The sequence below is a fragment of the Taibaiella soli genome (assembly GCF_003236175.1).
Lineage (GTDB): Bacteria > Bacteroidota > Bacteroidia > Chitinophagales > Chitinophagaceae > QKTW01.
The window spans coordinates 58833-74200 of record NZ_QKTW01000010.1 but is presented as its reverse complement, the minus strand read 5'-3'; the positions used below and the strand labels follow the sequence as shown (position 1 = coordinate 74200).

Genomic DNA, 15368 nt, shown 5'->3' with positions numbered 1-15368 from the left:
ATAGCATTTTTCATGCCGTTTTTTATCAAAAGAAAGGCTTAAAAAAGATTTTATTTCCCTAATTGTTTGATTTGCTGATTAATATGCGTGTGTTTTAAAATTGGCACGGTTATTGATTTAGTAGGCTCTTAGAAGTGTGATAATACAAACAGAATAGAGATGAGGGTAATGAATAGATTCAATAGTATCCCGAACGAAAGCAATCTAACTAACCGAAAAAACATCAGGTCTGACGGAAGACTTGGTTGGGGGCAGAAAATTGCCACTGCACTTGCAAGGCAGGCGCTGCCTTTGTCGACAGAACAGCTGATCGATTTGCTTGAAACGGATTTTCCGGTTGCAGAAAAAAGTACAGACAGACGTGTTTACTATACGACTCAGATTTTTCACGCATGCAAACGTGAATGGATTTGCTTGCATTATAATTCCAGAAGAAAGGGATTTTACTGCCTGCCGGAATGGTATGATGAAAATGGTAATCTTCCTGATCGATTCTACGAAATTATGAATCTCTAAAATGGGCACTTAGCTATAGCGTTTTTAAATATGGCGCAGGCTGGCAAGATTGGCCCGGAAATTGATATATAAATTAATGATCGTTAAAACAATAACCAAATGAACAAAGGAAAACTTATCGACAAAGTCTCTAAAGACGCTGGCATTACAAAAACACTAACCGGAGAGGTTTTGGATTCTGTTATGGAAAACATTATGAAAGCATTGAAAGCAGGAGAACGCGTAACACTCGTTGGTTTCGGTACTTTCTCTGTTGCCGATCGCGCTGCACGCATGGCTCGTAACCCGCAAACCGGTCAACTGATGAAAATTAAAGCGACTCGTGCGCCTAAGTTTAAGGCTGGCAAAGATTTCGCCGAATTAATTGCTAAAAAATAAAAATTTTGTTCCTCTATTAAGGGGCGCGACTTAGTCGAAATGTAAATTTTTCGTTTAAAACTGGAACCTGCCGGGAATTCTTTCCTGGCGGGTATTTTTTTGTTTGTCGGTTGTGGAATCCGCTCTCCTTAAATCATATTATTATTATGTATAAATTATATTGTGGTAGAATTTAATAATATCTGTTGTTTGTTGGTTAATTCGGAATTGGATGCAATAGAAACTTAAAGTATTTTAGTCCCCACAACACATCACAAAAATGATTCGTAATTGTATGGTCCTTGCATTGGCAAGTTTGTTTTTGTTTTCCTGTAAGCATTCTGCTTACATGAGAAAAACATACGTTGACTTGAAGAAGTCCGTGAATGAAGCGGAAGTAAGCATTTTGAATGATACTGTAAAAGTCGTATTTGGAAACAATGTCTTGTTTGATTTTGGATCAGCTAGAATAAAAGCGGAAGTATTTCCCGCTTTCAAACGGTTTTCGGACGCGTTAAATAAGCATCCGGAAACCGAAATTCTTGTTTGCGGTTACACAGATACGGTCGGCGGGGAAGGTACAAACATAAATCTCTCTCAGAAAAGGGCCGACAGTGCCAAAGCGATGCTTGTTTATAACAATGTAGACGATAGAAGAATTTTTACATGGGGACTCGGGTTTAAAAATCCGGTGGCGTCTAACACAACTGAGGAGGGACGACAACAGAATAGAAGGGTCGAGTTTGTAATATTGCACAATTATAAAAATTAGTTTCGGAGTGCGATTTGTTGAGCGTTTGCAAAGGATGGAGAATGGCCACCAGCACTACTTTCTTTTCATTATAAGGTACACGCCGAGAATCATGAGTATCATGCCGGCCAGACGCGTAACATTTACAGGTTGTACGGTCGTTTTAAAAAGACCGAAATGATCTATGACGACGGCGCAGATTATCTGTCCGGTTACAATAAGGCCGATGGAAGTGCCCACGCCGATGCGAGGTACTAAAATCGTGATCATGATAATGTAGGTGGCAACAATTAATCCGCCAAGGTAACTATATCCGGGGGCCTCAGCTAATTGCTGTCTGGTGGGAATAGCAACTCTTGAAAGCAATGCAAATACAAACATGCCGATAAGTCCCACGATAAGTACCATTAACGTGGTGATTGTCGCGTTTCCGACGCTTTTGCTGAATGCGGCATTTGTCGCCGCCTGAATCGGAATTAATGCACCAGTGATTAGTGCCAGGACAAGAAATAGAATATCGCTTCTCATGTGTGAAGATATCTTAATCTAATTTAAGATATACTGAGATAAGCATTGGGCTGAAAAGCAAAAAGTCCCGCTTTTCAGCGGAACTTTGTAGCATGTACGGGAGTCGAACCCGTCCTTCCTCCGTGAAAGGGAGGCGTCGTAACCGATTGACCAACACGCCATTTTCTCGATTGGATTGCAAAGGTACGCAAGTTTTTCACTTCCGCAAGTTTTTCTGCAATTTTCATCGAAAAAATATTTTTATGATTTGATCATCGCGTCAATAATGCCAAGAAATTCTTCTGCTTTTAGTGATGCACCACCGATCAGGCCACCATCTACATCCGGACAAGCCATCAGTTCGGCAGCGTTAGCAGGTTTGCAGCTGCCACCGTACAGAATGCTCATATCATTAGCCACGTCATTTCCATACTGTGCAGCAACGATCTGGCGGATGTGCGCATGCATTTCCTGTGCCTGTGCAGCAGTAGCGGTACGGCCGGTGCCGATTGCCCAGATTGGTTCGTATGCAATCACTATATCTTTTAATGAAGTTGCGTCAAGATGGAAAAGTCCTGCTTTGATCTGTGCTGCAACATAATCGTTTTGTGTATCGGCATCACGGATATCCAGCGGTTCGCCACAACAGAAGATTACTTTGAGGCCGTTGTGTAAAGCGAGATCTGTTTTTTGTGCCAGCTGGCTGTCTGTTTCGTTGAAATACTCACGACGCTCAGAATGGCCGATAATTACATATTGAACACCTGCGCTTTGTAACATAGCTGCAGAAACTTCGCCGGTAAATGCGCCAGAAGCCTCAAAATGGCAGTTTTGTGCGCCCAGTGAAATGTATTGCTGGTTTTCGATTTGTACGCCTGTTTGCAGCAAATGAATGAACGGCGGAGCGATCACTACTTGTTTGCTTTCTGTCAGCGCCGGATTACCAGCTAAAATGCCCGCAACGAGATTTTTACCATCCTCAAGGTTGAGATTCATCTTCCAGTTGCCGGCTACAATTTTTTTACGCATTGTTGTATTGTTAGTTTGATTGATATTGTTTGAAAAGGAATAATTCTATTTCGCGAAAATATTACGTTGTTCGGTAGTTTGCTCGAAAATCCAGCGATACATTTCGATTTCTGCCGGAGAAAGTGATTTGTTTCTTCTGCCCATCATGCGATTTGCAGTGTCCATCGCGCGGTTGAAATCATAAGTTACCATACCCTCACTGCCACCCCAGCAAAAGGACGGAATGAATTTCTCCGGGAAATTGCCACCGTAAATATTGCAGGAAACGCCTGCTACAGTGCCCGTGTTAAACATGGTATTGATGCCGCATTTGGAATGATCGCCCATCAGCAGACCGCAGAATGTCAAGCCTGTTTTAATGCTTTTATTGTTGTATTCGTCCCAGATTTTTACTTCGTCATAATTGTTCTTTAGATTCGAACAGTTTGTGTCTGCCCCGAGATTACACCATTCGCCGATTACAGCATTGCCGAGATAACCGTCATGTCCTTTATTGCTATTGGCAAAGAAAACAACGTTGCTGATCTCGCCGCCTACTTTACAACCTTCGCCGATTGTGGTACCACCGTAAATTTTAGCGCCCATTTTCAGCACGGCGTGTTCGCCCAGCGCAATCGGGCCGCGCAACATACAACCTTCCAGAATTTCAGCATCTTTCGCCAGATAAACCGGTCCGGTGGCAGCATTGATAATTGTGCCGGCGTTAACGATTGCTCCTGGTTCGATAAACAGATTTTCTTTTCCGGTGACGGTTACACCTTCGGGAATGACATCGCTTTGTCTTCCTTCTGTGATGATTGCAAAATCTTCGCGGATTGCGCGGTCATTCTGTGAGAAAATATCCCAGGTATTTTTTAACTGGTTTATTTTTTCTTCGAAAGAAACGGTAGAGAATGTTTGCAGTGTTGCTGCCAGTCCGTCAAAAGAAAGTTCTTTCCGGGTAGTTCTTGCAGCAATTATAGTGTCATCTTTAACGAGTTTGCTTTCGGGCTGCAGAGCTTTAATAGCATTGGCCAGGGTTGACGAAGCAAAGATGCCGCCATTTACCAGCAGATTGTCGTCAGCTGCATCCGGCGGAAATACCTGTTGCAAATAAGCTTCAGTAATGGAACTGCTTTTTTGTCCCAGCAATTTTTCCCAGCGTTCACGCATGGTAAATATGCCACAACGGATATCTGCCGCGGGGCGGGTTCTGGTGAAAGGCATCAGGCCGAAGCGCGATTGGTCGTCAAAAAGTATAAGCTGCATATGGTCAGTTATAGTAGTTGTTTGTAAGTTGATAAAATTCGCTTAAAACAGGGACAACAGAATAGGGTACAGACATAAAAAAATCCCGGCAAAAGTCGGGATTTTTCATGCTTGAAGCAAGTATTGTAAAAGAAGAACTTATTTCTTCTTTGCGTAACGATTTTTGAATTTTTCGATACGGCCTGCAGTATCTACGAATACAGATTTACCTGTGTAGAATGGGTGAGACATATGAGAGATCTCCACTTTGATCAATGGGTACTCATTGCCATCTTCCCACATGATAGTTTCTTTTGTGTTCGTTGCAGAGCGAGTCAGGAATGCGTAGTCGTTAGACATGTCTTTGAATACGACCAGACGGTAACCTTTCGGATGGATATCTTTTTTCATGTATTGCCTTTTGTGCATGGATTTGGCCATGCGTGTTAAAACGAGGTGCGAAGTTAGTTAATTTTCAATATTTCTCCAAATAAAATCTGCTTTTACAGACTATTTTTTGCTCGCAACAAACTTTTCCAGATCAGCTTCTGCCGCTTCCGAAGTCATGTATTTTGCGATCACTTTTCCATCAGGACCTACCAGAAATGCCTGCGGAATGAACTGAACGCCATAGATTTCCGCAGCTTTGGATTGCCAGCCGCCCAGGTCGCTAACGTGATAAGGCCAAACCAGCTTGTCTTTTTCAATGGCAGCCAACCATGCGTCTTTATTCTGGTCCAGTGAAACACTCAGAATAACAAAACCTTTTTTGGCGTCTTTGAATTTCTGGTCTTTGTATTTGTTGTAAATATTTACCAGTGCAGGATTAGAGCGGCGGCAAGGACCACACCAGGAAGCCCAGAAATCAACCAGTACAAAATGGCCTTTATTGAGTTCCGACAATTTAACGGTTTCGCCGGTAGGATTATTGAAAGCCAATTCCGGAGCCGGTTCGCCTACTTTGATTTTAGTATTTTCATATTGTGCATGCGCGGCAGTTCCGATGCCCAGCGCAAATATCACTGCGGTAAGAAATTTTTTCATTTTTTGGTTTCTAAAGCTCTGTTTTAAAGCTTGTAAATATATACAGATTGCGATTAAAAAAAACTTAAAGCTCAAAAGAGAGCGTATCATAAGCTAGTTGCATTCCCTTAGGCAATTCTTCATTCAATTCTTCGTGAAGACCGAGCTGGTGGCTGATATGTGTAAAATACGTCTGTTCAGCGCCAACTTCTTTGGCAATAGCCACAGCTTCATTCAGGGTAAAATGGGAAATATGCGGTTCGCGACGCAATGCATTTAACACAAATACTTTGCTGCCTTTTGCCTTCGCGAGCTCTTCCGGCGCAATAAAATTAGCATCTGTGATATAGGTAAAATCACCAATGCGAAAACCGAGCACTTCCAACCGGTAATGTAAAACCCGGATCGGTATCAGTTCCAGTCCGTTGATGAAGAACGGCCTGTCTGGCGTAATTGTGTGAAGATTGATCTGCGGAATACCCGGATAATCGAGTCCCGCGAATATGTAAGAAAATTCACGGTGCAAGGAATCCTGCGTTTCTTTGGTTGCATATACATCCATGGCTTTCTGCTGGAAATAATTATAGGCACGCACATCGTCCATCCCGGCAATATGATCTTTGTGGCCATGTGTAAATACCAGTGCATCCAGTTTGCGCACATTAGCCCGCAACATCTGATAGCGGAAATCTGGCCCTGAATCGATAACTATACTTGCTTCGGGCGTTTCAACCCAAACAGCACTGCGCAGTCTTTTATCTCTTTTATCTGTGGATGTACAGACATTGCAGTCACAACCAATGACCGGTACACCCTGAGAGGTCCCGGTGCCAAGAAATGTTATTTTCAAGTGAGCCTTTTAAAATTTAAGATTTATTATTTATGATTTGGGCAAACGATGCCGGTACATTGACGTTGTGAATTTCACTTTCACCCATTTTATGCGTCCATTTCTGTTTGTACAGAAGGCTCATCATTCGAAAGTGATTTGCCTTTCAGCTGCGTGTACCATTTTTGCATTTCATCACTTAATTCTTCTTCGTTAATTGTAAGTGACGGCAATATTTCAATTAATGCATTGATGCGCCCTTCAGTATTCAGAAAGCGGTTGATTACAGCTACTCGTTTTGCCTCAAGAATACAAAACCCGGAATTGAAATTACCTTTCTCATATCTGACGATGTAGCGGGCCTCTTCAAACAACTGTTCCAGTTTTTTCAGGGTGTTTGCCGTATATTTGAAACTCATTAGCAACATTTAAGGTTTCGATGTCTAAAATTAGATATTTCGCGGCATTTATCGCGGTGGTTGTTTTCTCCAATACAGTAAGCGCGCAAAGAAATCCCTCTACATATTACGAAGAAGTTCCCCGTGTGTTTTATGGCGGTCTTTTGGTTGGAGCGAATTTTGCGCAGGTAGACGGAGACAGTTATGCCGGATATCATAAAGTGGGTTTGAATCTCGGGGGTATTATGTATGCGCGCGTCGCGGAACACGCTGCATTTAGCATGGAGCTCTTATTTTCGCAGAAGGGTAGCAATGGAAATAAACAACAGTTGTCTAATTCCGGCGCTTATGAAATTCAGAAATACGGCATCAATCTCAACTATGCTGAAATTCCTGTTCTGTTCAATTATTTTGATAAACAAAAAAGTCATTTTGGCGCGGGGTTCTCTTTCGCACAACTGATCAGCAGCAGCGAAAGTGTAACTACCAATCCGGAACCACCCGGCGGTAATGGTTCCTGGGCCGATACGCTAGGAAAATATCCTTTCAAAAAATCTGATTTGAATTTTGTGATCGGCGGTGATCTGCATTTGATCAAAGGTCTGTTCCTGAACCTGCGTTTTCAGTATTCCTTGATGTCAATCCGTAAAGATTATTATCCGGAATTTGGTCGCGCGCAGCAGTATAACAATACCTGGACGTTTCGTCTGATGTACCTTTTCCAGTAATGCCTCATCCCCTGAAAGGGGTGTCTTTGCACGAGTCTTATTCATTGTGGGTTTCGCATTGCGGGCTGATTTCGCGCAGGGAGAAGTCTTGTTGTATCAATTTTTGCTGCCAACATTCATTACTTCGGTTGTGCTTCGTTGCGTCGCACATTTCATCGACTGTACTCCTATGTTCCCGAGCTTCGTGAGGATATAACTTTTATCGTATAATGCTATAAAAAATAAGCGCCCTTTTGGAGCGCTTATTTTTTTATTTGTACTTGCTGATTGTTATACGAGCATCGTTACCGGATTTTCCAGATGTGCTTTCAGTGTCTGCATGAAACGTGCACCTACAGCGCCGTCTACCACGCGGTGGTCACAGCTCATGGTGAGTTTCAGCAACTGGCGGATCACAACCTGATTGTTTTCAACAACTGGCGTCGCTTCGATTTTACCGATAGCGAGGATGCAGCTGTCTGGTGGATTGATGATCGCGGTAAATTCATCGATATCCATCATGCCGAGGTTAGAAATGGTAAACGTGTTACCAGTAAATTCCTGCGGCTGTAATTTTTTATTGCGTGCTTTATCGATCAGCGAACCTGCCTCCTGAGCAATTTGCGACAGCGATTTCTGATCTGCAAATTTGATTACCGGAACGATCAGTCCTTCATCAACTGCAACGGCTGTGCCAACGTGGATATGCTGGTTTTCGCGGATAAAATCACCCATCCAGGAGCTGTTTACTTCAGGATGTTTGCGCAGCGTCATTGCCACGGCTTTAATGATCAGATCGTTGAATGAAACTTTTACCGGAGACACTTCATTGATCGCTTTACGGGCGGCAATAGCGTTGTCCATAGTAATCGTCATGCGAAGGTAGAAATGCGGCGCAGTGAATTTACTTTCTGCCAGACGGCGGGCAATTACTTTGCGCATTTGAGACAGCGGATGATCCACATGTCCTTCCTGACCCGTAACCACAGGTTGTGCAACGGTGGCAGGAGCTTTAGCAGCACCGGTTGCAGCCGGTTGTACGCTTGCAACAGCTGGTTGTGCAGCAGGCTGGTAATTATCAACGTCGCGTTTTACAATACGGCCATTGTCGCCAGAACCTTTTACCAGGTGCAGATCCACACCTTTAGCTTCAGCCAGTTTTTTAGCAAGCGGAGATGCTTTCAGTCTTTCGTCTGAAGAAGCAGCCGGTTGTTCTGTTGTTGCCGGAGTAGTTGCAGGTGCCGGAGTTGCTGTCGCAGCCGGAGCTGCCTCCTGCTGTGGAGCAGCAGCTGGTTGTGCAGTTGCTGCTCCATCTTGTGCAAGGTAAGGTGCAACATCAGTGCCTGGTTTGCCGATGATGGCAATAATTTCATTTACTTTGGCCGCCTGACCTGCAGGAATACCAACATAAAGTAACGTGCCGTCTACATAAGGAACCACTTCCATGGTTGCTTTGTCGGTTTCCACGTCTGCAATTGAGTCATCACTTTTTACTATATCGCCTACTTTCTTGTTCCACGCAACGATTTTACCTTCAGTCATCGTATCACTCAGCAACGGCATACGGATTACCGTAGCATCGCCGGAAAGTGGTTGTTGTGGTTGTGCAGCGGGAGCTGGTGCCGGAGTTTCAGCAACCGGAGCAGTGGCCGGTTGTGCCGGAGCTGCCTGTTCTTGTGGCTGAGCTTCAGCAGCTGGTGCACTTGCAGGAGCGTCCAGCAAAGACTTATAATCTTCACCTGGCTTACCGATGATGGCAATAATATCGTTTACTTTCGCAGCTTTTCCTTGTTCTACACCTATATACAGCAATGTACCATCTACATAAGGAGTAACTTCCATAGTGGCTTTGTCTGTTTCAACATCAGCCAGTACATCGTCAGATTTTATCGTGTCACCTACTTTTTTGTGCCAAGCCGCTATCACCCCTTCTTTCATCGTATCACTAAGCAGTGGCATACGTATCGCTTCGGCCATATAATTTTTCTCTGTTTATTTTGAGTTTCAAAAGTAATCAATAAGTTGATAGGTTGAATCGCTTTTTGTTTGGGAAAAGCACGGATTTAATAAAACAATGGTCTGTCAATGAAAGAATAGTGTTTTCTTTTAAAGTTTCCCTTGTCTTGTTAAATATTTAATTAATATTCGATCTGGAGATTTAATGCATCCTTCAGCTTTCCAAGATTCGGATTTTTACGAACCATGGCCTCATATATTTCCGGTTTGCTTAATATCGCCTTTTGTTCGTGTACGATGGTTACATCTTCCCGGATTTCTGTCGTCACCCGCACGCGGATGCCTGTATGCGCCCGGTAATATTCAATCAGGTCGTTTCGTTGATCGAGGGCGTACATTTCCGTAATCTCCGAAGGTGCTATAATGCGTACTTCTTCTGGTGGATGTACTTCCAGTTGCATCATTGATAATTGGGCAAAAAGGACCGATTTGCTTTCCTCGCGGGCTTTTTGTTTATACTGATTGTATAATTCTGTTGCCCATTCCAGCGTGAGTTCTTTTGTTTCCGCAGTGGTTGTATCAGCGCCTGCATTACTAAGTGAGGCATCAATGTTTTCGAGCAGATTTTTCCGGATACGTCTGCCTGCACCTTCATTCGCATTGCTACTTGTTGTAGTCGCTTTTGAAGATGGCATCATGTTTTGTGGGCCGAATGACTGCGGAACCGGTTGGGGTGGAGGAGGCGCTGCCGCACGATGGTATTGTGCCCCTGGTTCTTGCAGGTTCTGTCCGTTTGCAGGTGTAACTGATGTTTGCTGCGGGGCCGGCTGCTGATTCATGACAGGCTCCTGCATGACAGGTCTGGCCGGCGGTTGCGGTGTCTGAGTCTGTGGTATTTGTGCCTGAGGCATTGGAGCCGGCGGCGGAACTACATTACTGGAGTTTTTTTTTACCGCATCGCTGTTTTGCGTTGCATGTAATACGTAGCAGAGACGTATCAGACAAAGCTCAATGTGCAAACGTTTATTCGTGGCATTTTTATAGCCCAGCTCTGCTTCATTGATCACATTCAATGCAGAGAGGATAAATGCCGGCGGTGTCTGATTGGCTTTTTCGAAATAAATTGGTTTGTGGTCATTGGGAACATCCAGCAATTTGGCCATGCGCTGATCCTTACACAGCAGCAGATTCCGGAGATGTTCTGCCAGTCCGCCAATGATTACATCACCTTCAAATCCTTTCTCCAATACCTGATCGAGCAAAAGCAAAGTACCCGCTACGTCTTGTGCCAACATATGATCCGTAAGGCGGAAATAGTAGTCGGCATCGAGCAGGTTGAGATGCTCCATTGTAGCGGCATAAGAGAGTACACCGTTGGTAAAGCTGGAAATGCGGTCGAGCATAGAAAGCGCATCCCGCATACAACCTTCGCTTTTCTGTGCAATAACGTGCAGGCCGGCTTCTTCCGCATTCAAATGTTCTTTCGAAGCAATCGATTGCAGGTGATCGACGATATCGTTTGTTGTGATTCGTTTAAAATCGAAAATCTGGCAACGGGAAAGAATCGTCGGTAAGATTTTATGCTTTTCCGTGGTTGCAAGAATAAAAATTGCGTAGGGAGGCGGCTCTTCAAGTGTTTTCAAAAAAGCATTGAAGGCAGCGGCACTGAGCATGTGCACCTCATCTATGATATAGATTTTGTATTTCCCCTGCTGCGGTGCAAAACGTACCTGGTCGATCAGGTTACGGATGTCATCAACAGAGTTGTTAGAAGCGGCATCGAGCTCAAATACGTTAAAAGAAGTGTTGTTTTTAAAGGAGAGACAAGTATTACATTCACCGCAAGCCTCCATATCAGGCGTTGGGTTTTCACAATTGATCGTACGCGCTAAAATGCGGGCACAAGTTGTTTTACCAACGCCACGCGGACCGCAAAATAAATATGCGTGAGCGAGCTGTTGGTGCCTGATGGCATTTTTCAGCGTTGTAGTAATATGTTGCTGACCCACAACGGTATCGAAGGTCTGCGGGCGGTATTTCCGGGCAGATACAATATAGTTTTCAGCCATGTGCTATTCCTGAGAAAATCTCTGAGTTTACAAACCTACTGGAAATTTAAGAATCCGGCAATCTCTGTAGATAAGTTAAAGTTATTTGTGGATTATTATATAGTCTGGTAATAAATTATTTGTTAGTTAAAAGCTTTTTTTGACTTTTAAAATGCTTACTGGTAAAGGGTTTTAGATTCATTAACAATCGATTTGCAAAAATTAATTTGGTGTAAGTATATTTTATTCGCAATCTTTGCATCAGGAAATGTTAAAACACGAAAGCACCATTTAATTTATATTATTTGCATTTCCAAGTTTGAACAACTGGTTTTATATAATCACTGTTTACTCTAAAAACCGCCCAATGAAACGAAGCAAATTGAACGCTATGAGCGTATGTATGCCGTATAGGCATTCTCATGTTACTCATCCTCCATCCGGAGTAACGGAACTATTTCCTTTTACACAGCCTGAAATTAAAAAAGCGGATCTTATGCTGCATGTCCTGCATTTGCATGAGCGTCATTTTTGTTTTTAGCTGATGTAAAAAAATTCCCTTACATATTCGGAGCATTTGCTCGTTTTTTTCTGCTCACGTATTTGAATCAGAACCATATGGTATACTGGTCCGGTCGTGTCATAGCCCTAGGTGTCGGTAACCCTGTCGATATCCGCCCGTTTTTTTAAAACCTAATAATACGAAACGAAAACGCATGTAGAAAGCCATGCAGCTAAAAACCAAAAATTAAAATGAAAAAGAACATTTTACCCCGAAATGCAATTATGAACGCGTTGCTGGCCGCCGCGGTAATGAGCGCGCCCGCAACCTATGGTCAGAGAGCTTATAATCTGATCTATTCTCAGAATCTGAAAGGTGGTCACACAATGTTTGGTAATACCAGCATGGCCATCTATAACACTACTAGTGGAAACCTGGCTAGCGGTGCTACAGTGAACACTACTGCAATGAATGATTTTGGTAGTTACGGAAACGGCGAAACAAGCCAGTATGGTAACGATAATTCAAACATGCAGTTTGTAAATGTTGACTGGGTTGCTGCGTACACAGACACTCTTATTGATCTTGGTTCTACCTGGAAAGAAACGCTGCCAACATCTGAGCCATCCGGCTGGGAAGCACTTTCCTTCAATGACGCATCATGGTCTAATTACACAGGCGCTACACCTTTAACTGGCAGCTCAACAAGAAATACGGCCTACTTCCGAATTAAATTCAACGTAACAAATCCAAGCGCATACACCAACTTTACACTTAACCTGAAAGACCGTCAAGGTGCGGTTGTCTATCTGAATGGCTCTGAACTGAATGGTTCTGGTAACGGACGTGATAACATAACAAGCGGTAACGTTACTTTCAGTACAGGTGCAACGCTTGGTCGCGGTACTACTTCGGGCAACGTAAACTTCACAATTCCTTCTTCTTCATTGGTTGCAGGACAAAATATTATCACTGTTGAAGTTCACAGAAGAAATCAGGGGTCAAATGATCAGCTTGCACTGGATGCTCGTCTGACTGGCGCAGTTCCTGCTGGTTCAAGTGTAAACAATGCCTCTTCGGCAGATTTGGTTCTTCCGTCAACAGGTACAAACACTGTTAAATTTGCACGCCTTTATTGGGGTGGTCGTGTTGCAAGAACAGCCATCACTGCAAATGCAGCAAATCTGAAAACAGTAAAACTCCGTAAAGGCAGCAGTGGTTCTTACGCAAATGTTACAGCACTCGGTGTTGATACCATTGCACTGAATGAAGCTGCAGGCGTGGGTTACCAAAGCTATGCTGATGTTACTTCTTTCATTAACTCAAACGGTGCAGGTACTTATACGGTAGCAGATATCGTTGCTGCAACTGGTGGTGTTACCGGGGGGAATTTTGCAGGTTGGTCTATCGTAGTAGTTTATGAAAACAGCGCTCAGACCGATTATTACAGTACTCGCATTTACGATGGCTACATGAAAATATACTCAGGTGGTTCCTCTACTACGGTGCCTGTTACCCTGAACGGTTTCGATGCACCAAGCGGTACGCTGGCAGCTAGTGACGCTTACCTGACGGCTTTTGCATGGGAAGGTGATGCCAATCTCGCAGCATCTTCTTCAAACCCTGCGGGTGACTTCTTACAGATCAACGGTAATGCGTTTACAGATGCCAACAATCCTGCTTCCAATATATGGAACGGTACGATCTCTACGAACGGAACAATGGTAACAACTAAAAATCCAAATTATAAAAATCAGTTCGGTATTGATATCGATCAGCTGCAAGTAGGTACTGGTTACGGTATTCAGCCAAATGCAAGCCAGGTCGCCATTACTTTTGGTACAGAAGCGGATCAGTATTTTCCAAGTGGATTTGCTTTCAGCCTTCGTATGAAACCACCAGTAGTTTCTATCGCGAAAACGGCAACAGGTAACAAACAAACACCTCCAAACTCGCTCGCAAAAAATATCGATACAAGTGAAATCTTCACATACACGATTAGTGGTACAAACTCTGGTCAGGGTGTAGCGCTCGGTACAATGGTAATTGACTCAATTCCTGCAAACAGTACTTATGTTCCAGGTTCTCTGAATATCGTTACTTCAGGTGCAACTGGTGTTACCGGCACAATGTCTGATGCAAGCGGTGATGACTACGCATTCCTTGGTACCGCGGCAAACGGTCGTAAATATGTGATGTTCTATATCGGCTCAAGTGCAAGTGCAACTGCAGGTGGTATACTGGAATCTGGCGGCTCTTACAGTGTTCAGTTTAAAGTTCAGGCTCCGGCTACTTATCCGGCGCTGGGTACTATTGCTAACATCGCTTATGTTTCTGCTACTGCACAATCTGGTGAAGTAATCACTAATCAGGCAAGCTTCGTGATCAACCAATTGATTTCGGTACCGCTGGCAGTAAACCTGACTAACTTCGGTGCTACGAAATCTGGTACAACAGCGATCGTTAACTGGACAACGGTAAACGAGAAAGACAATGATTACTTCGAACTGCAACGCAGCACTGATGGTGCACATTTCAGCACAGTTGCTACAGTAAAAGGTAATGGTACTACAACTGTTCAACATAGCTACGAATATCGTGATGCACTGAACGAGGTAAAATCAAACACTGTTTACTATCGTTTGTATTCCGTGGCATTTGATGGTTCTAAAACTACCAGCAAAGTGATTGCAGTTAATAACCAAAGTAAAATCAGCGATATCAATATCTATCCAAATCCATTCGCCGGCAGTTTCAAAGTTGATGTCTATGCATCTGAAGTTGAAAATGTAGCGGTACGCATTAAAAATATGGTTGGTCAGATCCTTGCTGAGAAAAATATTACGGTACAATCTGGTCTGAATACACTGGGTATTGAAGAATTGAATGGCGTACCTCAGGGTATGTACATCGTGGAAGTGGCAGCTGGCGGTGACGTAGTAGCTAAAAAGATGATTAAACAATAATTGTTGCCCTAAGGGCTTCAATAAAAAGATATACCTAACGGTAACTTTTCTTTCGTGGGTAGGTTCAATTTCTCATTTTCTAATGAGAAATACACCCGGCGTAGCATTCTTGCCTCGCCGGGTTGTTTTTTTATACTAAAGCCAATGTTGAACGCTCAAAAGCTCAAGTCTGGAAGTTTGTTTGCATTTATCTGTTAAGCCTTTATTGTGTTTATTTAAACCAAAGCAGGTAGTTTGGCCGATGTGTTTTGGCCATCTCGGCGAAGGCGGCATTTCAGGAAATCCGCGTTTGCAATAATGTTTGTTGAACACAATTCGAACTTATATCTGAAAGTTTGTTTGCATTTATCTGCTAAACCTTTTTGTGTTTATTTAAATCAAAGCAGATAGTTTGGCCGATGTGTTTTGGCCACCTCGGCGAAGGCGGTATCTCAGGAAATGCACGTTTGCAATAATGTCTGTTGAACACAATTCAAACTCATATTCAAGTGGCATTTCACCGCGTCGAAGAGAAGTTGAAATGATATTAGTTGGTACGACTCTGCGAAGAAA

The 15368-nt window shown here is 43.3% G+C and carries 14 protein-coding genes and 1 tRNA gene; 5 read left to right on the top strand and 10 right to left on the bottom strand.

The genetic code is table 11. From position 1 onward, the window contains the following. Window positions 1-168: 168 nt before the first annotated feature. The 3 genes from DN068_RS06765 to DN068_RS06755 all read left to right on the top strand — a co-directional run bounded on the left by DN068_RS06765 (window position 169) and on the right by DN068_RS06755 (window position 1645). Window positions 169-516, top strand: a complete 348-nt coding sequence (locus DN068_RS06765; RefSeq protein ID WP_123985259.1) for a hypothetical protein — start codon at window positions 169-171, stop codon at window positions 514-516. Between the two features lie 99 nt (window positions 517-615). Next, on the top strand, window positions 616-894 hold the full coding sequence (locus DN068_RS06760; RefSeq protein WP_110998142.1) for an HU family DNA-binding protein: 279 nt from the start codon (window positions 616-618) through the stop codon (window positions 892-894). A 328-nt stretch (window positions 895-1222) separates the two neighbouring features. Then, window positions 1223-1645, top strand: a complete 423-nt coding sequence (locus tag DN068_RS06755) for an OmpA family protein (RefSeq protein WP_165836305.1) — start codon at window positions 1223-1225, stop codon at window positions 1643-1645. Window positions 1646-1699: 54 nt separating this feature from the next. Here DN068_RS06755 and DN068_RS06750 read toward each other — a convergent pair whose 3' ends face one another. The 8 genes from DN068_RS06750 to DN068_RS06715 all read right to left on the bottom strand — a co-directional run bounded on the left by DN068_RS06750 (window position 1700) and on the right by DN068_RS06715 (window position 6658). Next, window positions 1700-2152: a DMT family transporter gene (locus DN068_RS06750; RefSeq protein ID WP_110998140.1), complete on the bottom strand. Its 453-nt coding sequence runs from the start codon at window positions 2150-2152 to the stop codon at window positions 1700-1702. Window positions 2153-2240: 88 nt separating this feature from the next. Continuing rightward, window positions 2241-2312: transfer RNA gene (locus DN068_RS06745), tRNA-Glu, on the bottom strand. An 80-nt stretch (window positions 2313-2392) separates the two neighbouring features. Next, entirely contained in the window at window positions 2393-3160 is a 768-nt protein-coding gene (gene tpiA / locus DN068_RS06740; protein WP_110998139.1) for a triose-phosphate isomerase, read from the bottom strand. Window positions 3161-3205: 45 nt separating this feature from the next. Beyond that, complete coding sequence (locus DN068_RS06735) at window positions 3206-4408, bottom strand: GlmU family protein (protein ID WP_110998138.1); 1203 nt, start codon at window positions 4406-4408, stop codon at window positions 3206-3208. A gap of 138 nt (window positions 4409-4546) precedes the next feature. Continuing rightward, window positions 4547-4798, bottom strand: a complete 252-nt coding sequence (locus tag DN068_RS06730; protein WP_110998209.1) for a type B 50S ribosomal protein L31 — start codon at window positions 4796-4798, stop codon at window positions 4547-4549. A 99-nt stretch (window positions 4799-4897) separates the two neighbouring features. After that, complete coding sequence (locus tag DN068_RS06725) at window positions 4898-5431, bottom strand: TlpA family protein disulfide reductase (RefSeq protein ID WP_207798866.1); 534 nt, start codon at window positions 5429-5431, stop codon at window positions 4898-4900. 64 nt (window positions 5432-5495) lie between these two features. Continuing rightward, window positions 5496-6260 carry an MBL fold metallo-hydrolase gene (locus DN068_RS06720; RefSeq protein ID WP_110998136.1) on the bottom strand — a complete coding sequence of 255 codons (765 nt, stop codon included), beginning with the start codon at window positions 6258-6260 and terminating at the stop codon, window positions 5496-5498. Window positions 6261-6349: 89 nt separating this feature from the next. Then, on the bottom strand, window positions 6350-6658 hold the full coding sequence (locus tag DN068_RS06715) for a hypothetical protein (protein ID WP_110998135.1): 309 nt from the start codon (window positions 6656-6658) through the stop codon (window positions 6350-6352). Between the two features lie 20 nt (window positions 6659-6678). Between DN068_RS06715 and DN068_RS06710 the strand changes: the two genes are divergently transcribed. Then, window positions 6679-7365, top strand: coding sequence for a porin family protein (locus DN068_RS06710; protein WP_110998134.1), 687 nt, complete (start codon window positions 6679-6681; stop codon window positions 7363-7365). 270 nt (window positions 7366-7635) lie between these two features. On the opposite strand, the gene DN068_RS06705 is transcribed toward DN068_RS06710, so the two are convergent. After that, entirely contained in the window at window positions 7636-9321 is a 1686-nt protein-coding gene (locus tag DN068_RS06705) for a pyruvate dehydrogenase complex dihydrolipoamide acetyltransferase (RefSeq protein WP_110998133.1), read from the bottom strand. A 161-nt stretch (window positions 9322-9482) separates the two neighbouring features. Beyond that, window positions 9483-11369, bottom strand: a complete 1887-nt coding sequence (locus tag DN068_RS06700; RefSeq protein ID WP_110998132.1) for a DNA polymerase III subunit gamma/tau — start codon at window positions 11367-11369, stop codon at window positions 9483-9485. A gap of 732 nt (window positions 11370-12101) precedes the next feature. Here DN068_RS06700 and DN068_RS06695 point away from each other — a divergent pair. Beyond that, window positions 12102-14816 (top strand): T9SS type A sorting domain-containing protein, encoded by a 2715-nt coding sequence (locus DN068_RS06695; protein ID WP_110998131.1) that lies wholly within the window; start codon window positions 12102-12104, stop codon window positions 14814-14816. The last annotated feature ends 552 nt before the right edge of the window (window positions 14817-15368 follow it).

Bases quoted from the DNA above. Each gene is read 5' to 3' on its own strand.
- DN068_RS06730 (WP_110998209.1), bottom strand. From the start codon at position 4,798: ATGAAAAAAGATATCCATCCGAAAGGTTACCGTCTGGTCGTATTCAAA.
- DN068_RS06725 (WP_207798866.1), bottom strand. From the start codon at position 5,431: ATGAAAAAATTTCTTACCGCAGTGATATTTGCGCTGGGCATCGGAACT.
- DN068_RS06750 (WP_110998140.1), bottom strand. From the start codon at position 2,152: ATGAGAAGCGATATTCTATTTCTTGTCCTGGCACTAATCACTGGTGCA.
- DN068_RS06715 (WP_110998135.1), bottom strand. From the start codon at position 6,658: ATGAGTTTCAAATATACGGCAAACACCCTGAAAAAACTGGAACAGTTG.
- DN068_RS06700 (WP_110998132.1), bottom strand. From the start codon at position 11,369: ATGGCTGAAAACTATATTGTATCTGCCCGGAAATACCGCCCGCAGACC.
- DN068_RS06735 (WP_110998138.1), bottom strand. From the start codon at position 4,408: ATGCAGCTTATACTTTTTGACGACCAATCGCGCTTCGGCCTGATGCCT.
- tpiA (WP_110998139.1), bottom strand. From the start codon at position 3,160: ATGCGTAAAAAAATTGTAGCCGGCAACTGGAAGATGAATCTCAACCTT.
- DN068_RS06705 (WP_110998133.1), bottom strand. From the start codon at position 9,321: ATGGCCGAAGCGATACGTATGCCACTGCTTAGTGATACGATGAAAGAA.
- DN068_RS06765 (WP_123985259.1), top strand. From the start codon at position 169: ATGAATAGATTCAATAGTATCCCGAACGAAAGCAATCTAACTAACCGA.
- DN068_RS06755 (WP_165836305.1), top strand. From the start codon at position 1,223: ATGAGAAAAACATACGTTGACTTGAAGAAGTCCGTGAATGAAGCGGAA.
- DN068_RS06760 (WP_110998142.1), top strand. From the start codon at position 616: ATGAACAAAGGAAAACTTATCGACAAAGTCTCTAAAGACGCTGGCATT.
- DN068_RS06710 (WP_110998134.1), top strand. From the start codon at position 6,679: ATGTCTAAAATTAGATATTTCGCGGCATTTATCGCGGTGGTTGTTTTC.
- DN068_RS06695 (WP_110998131.1), top strand. From the start codon at position 12,102: ATGAAAAAGAACATTTTACCCCGAAATGCAATTATGAACGCGTTGCTG.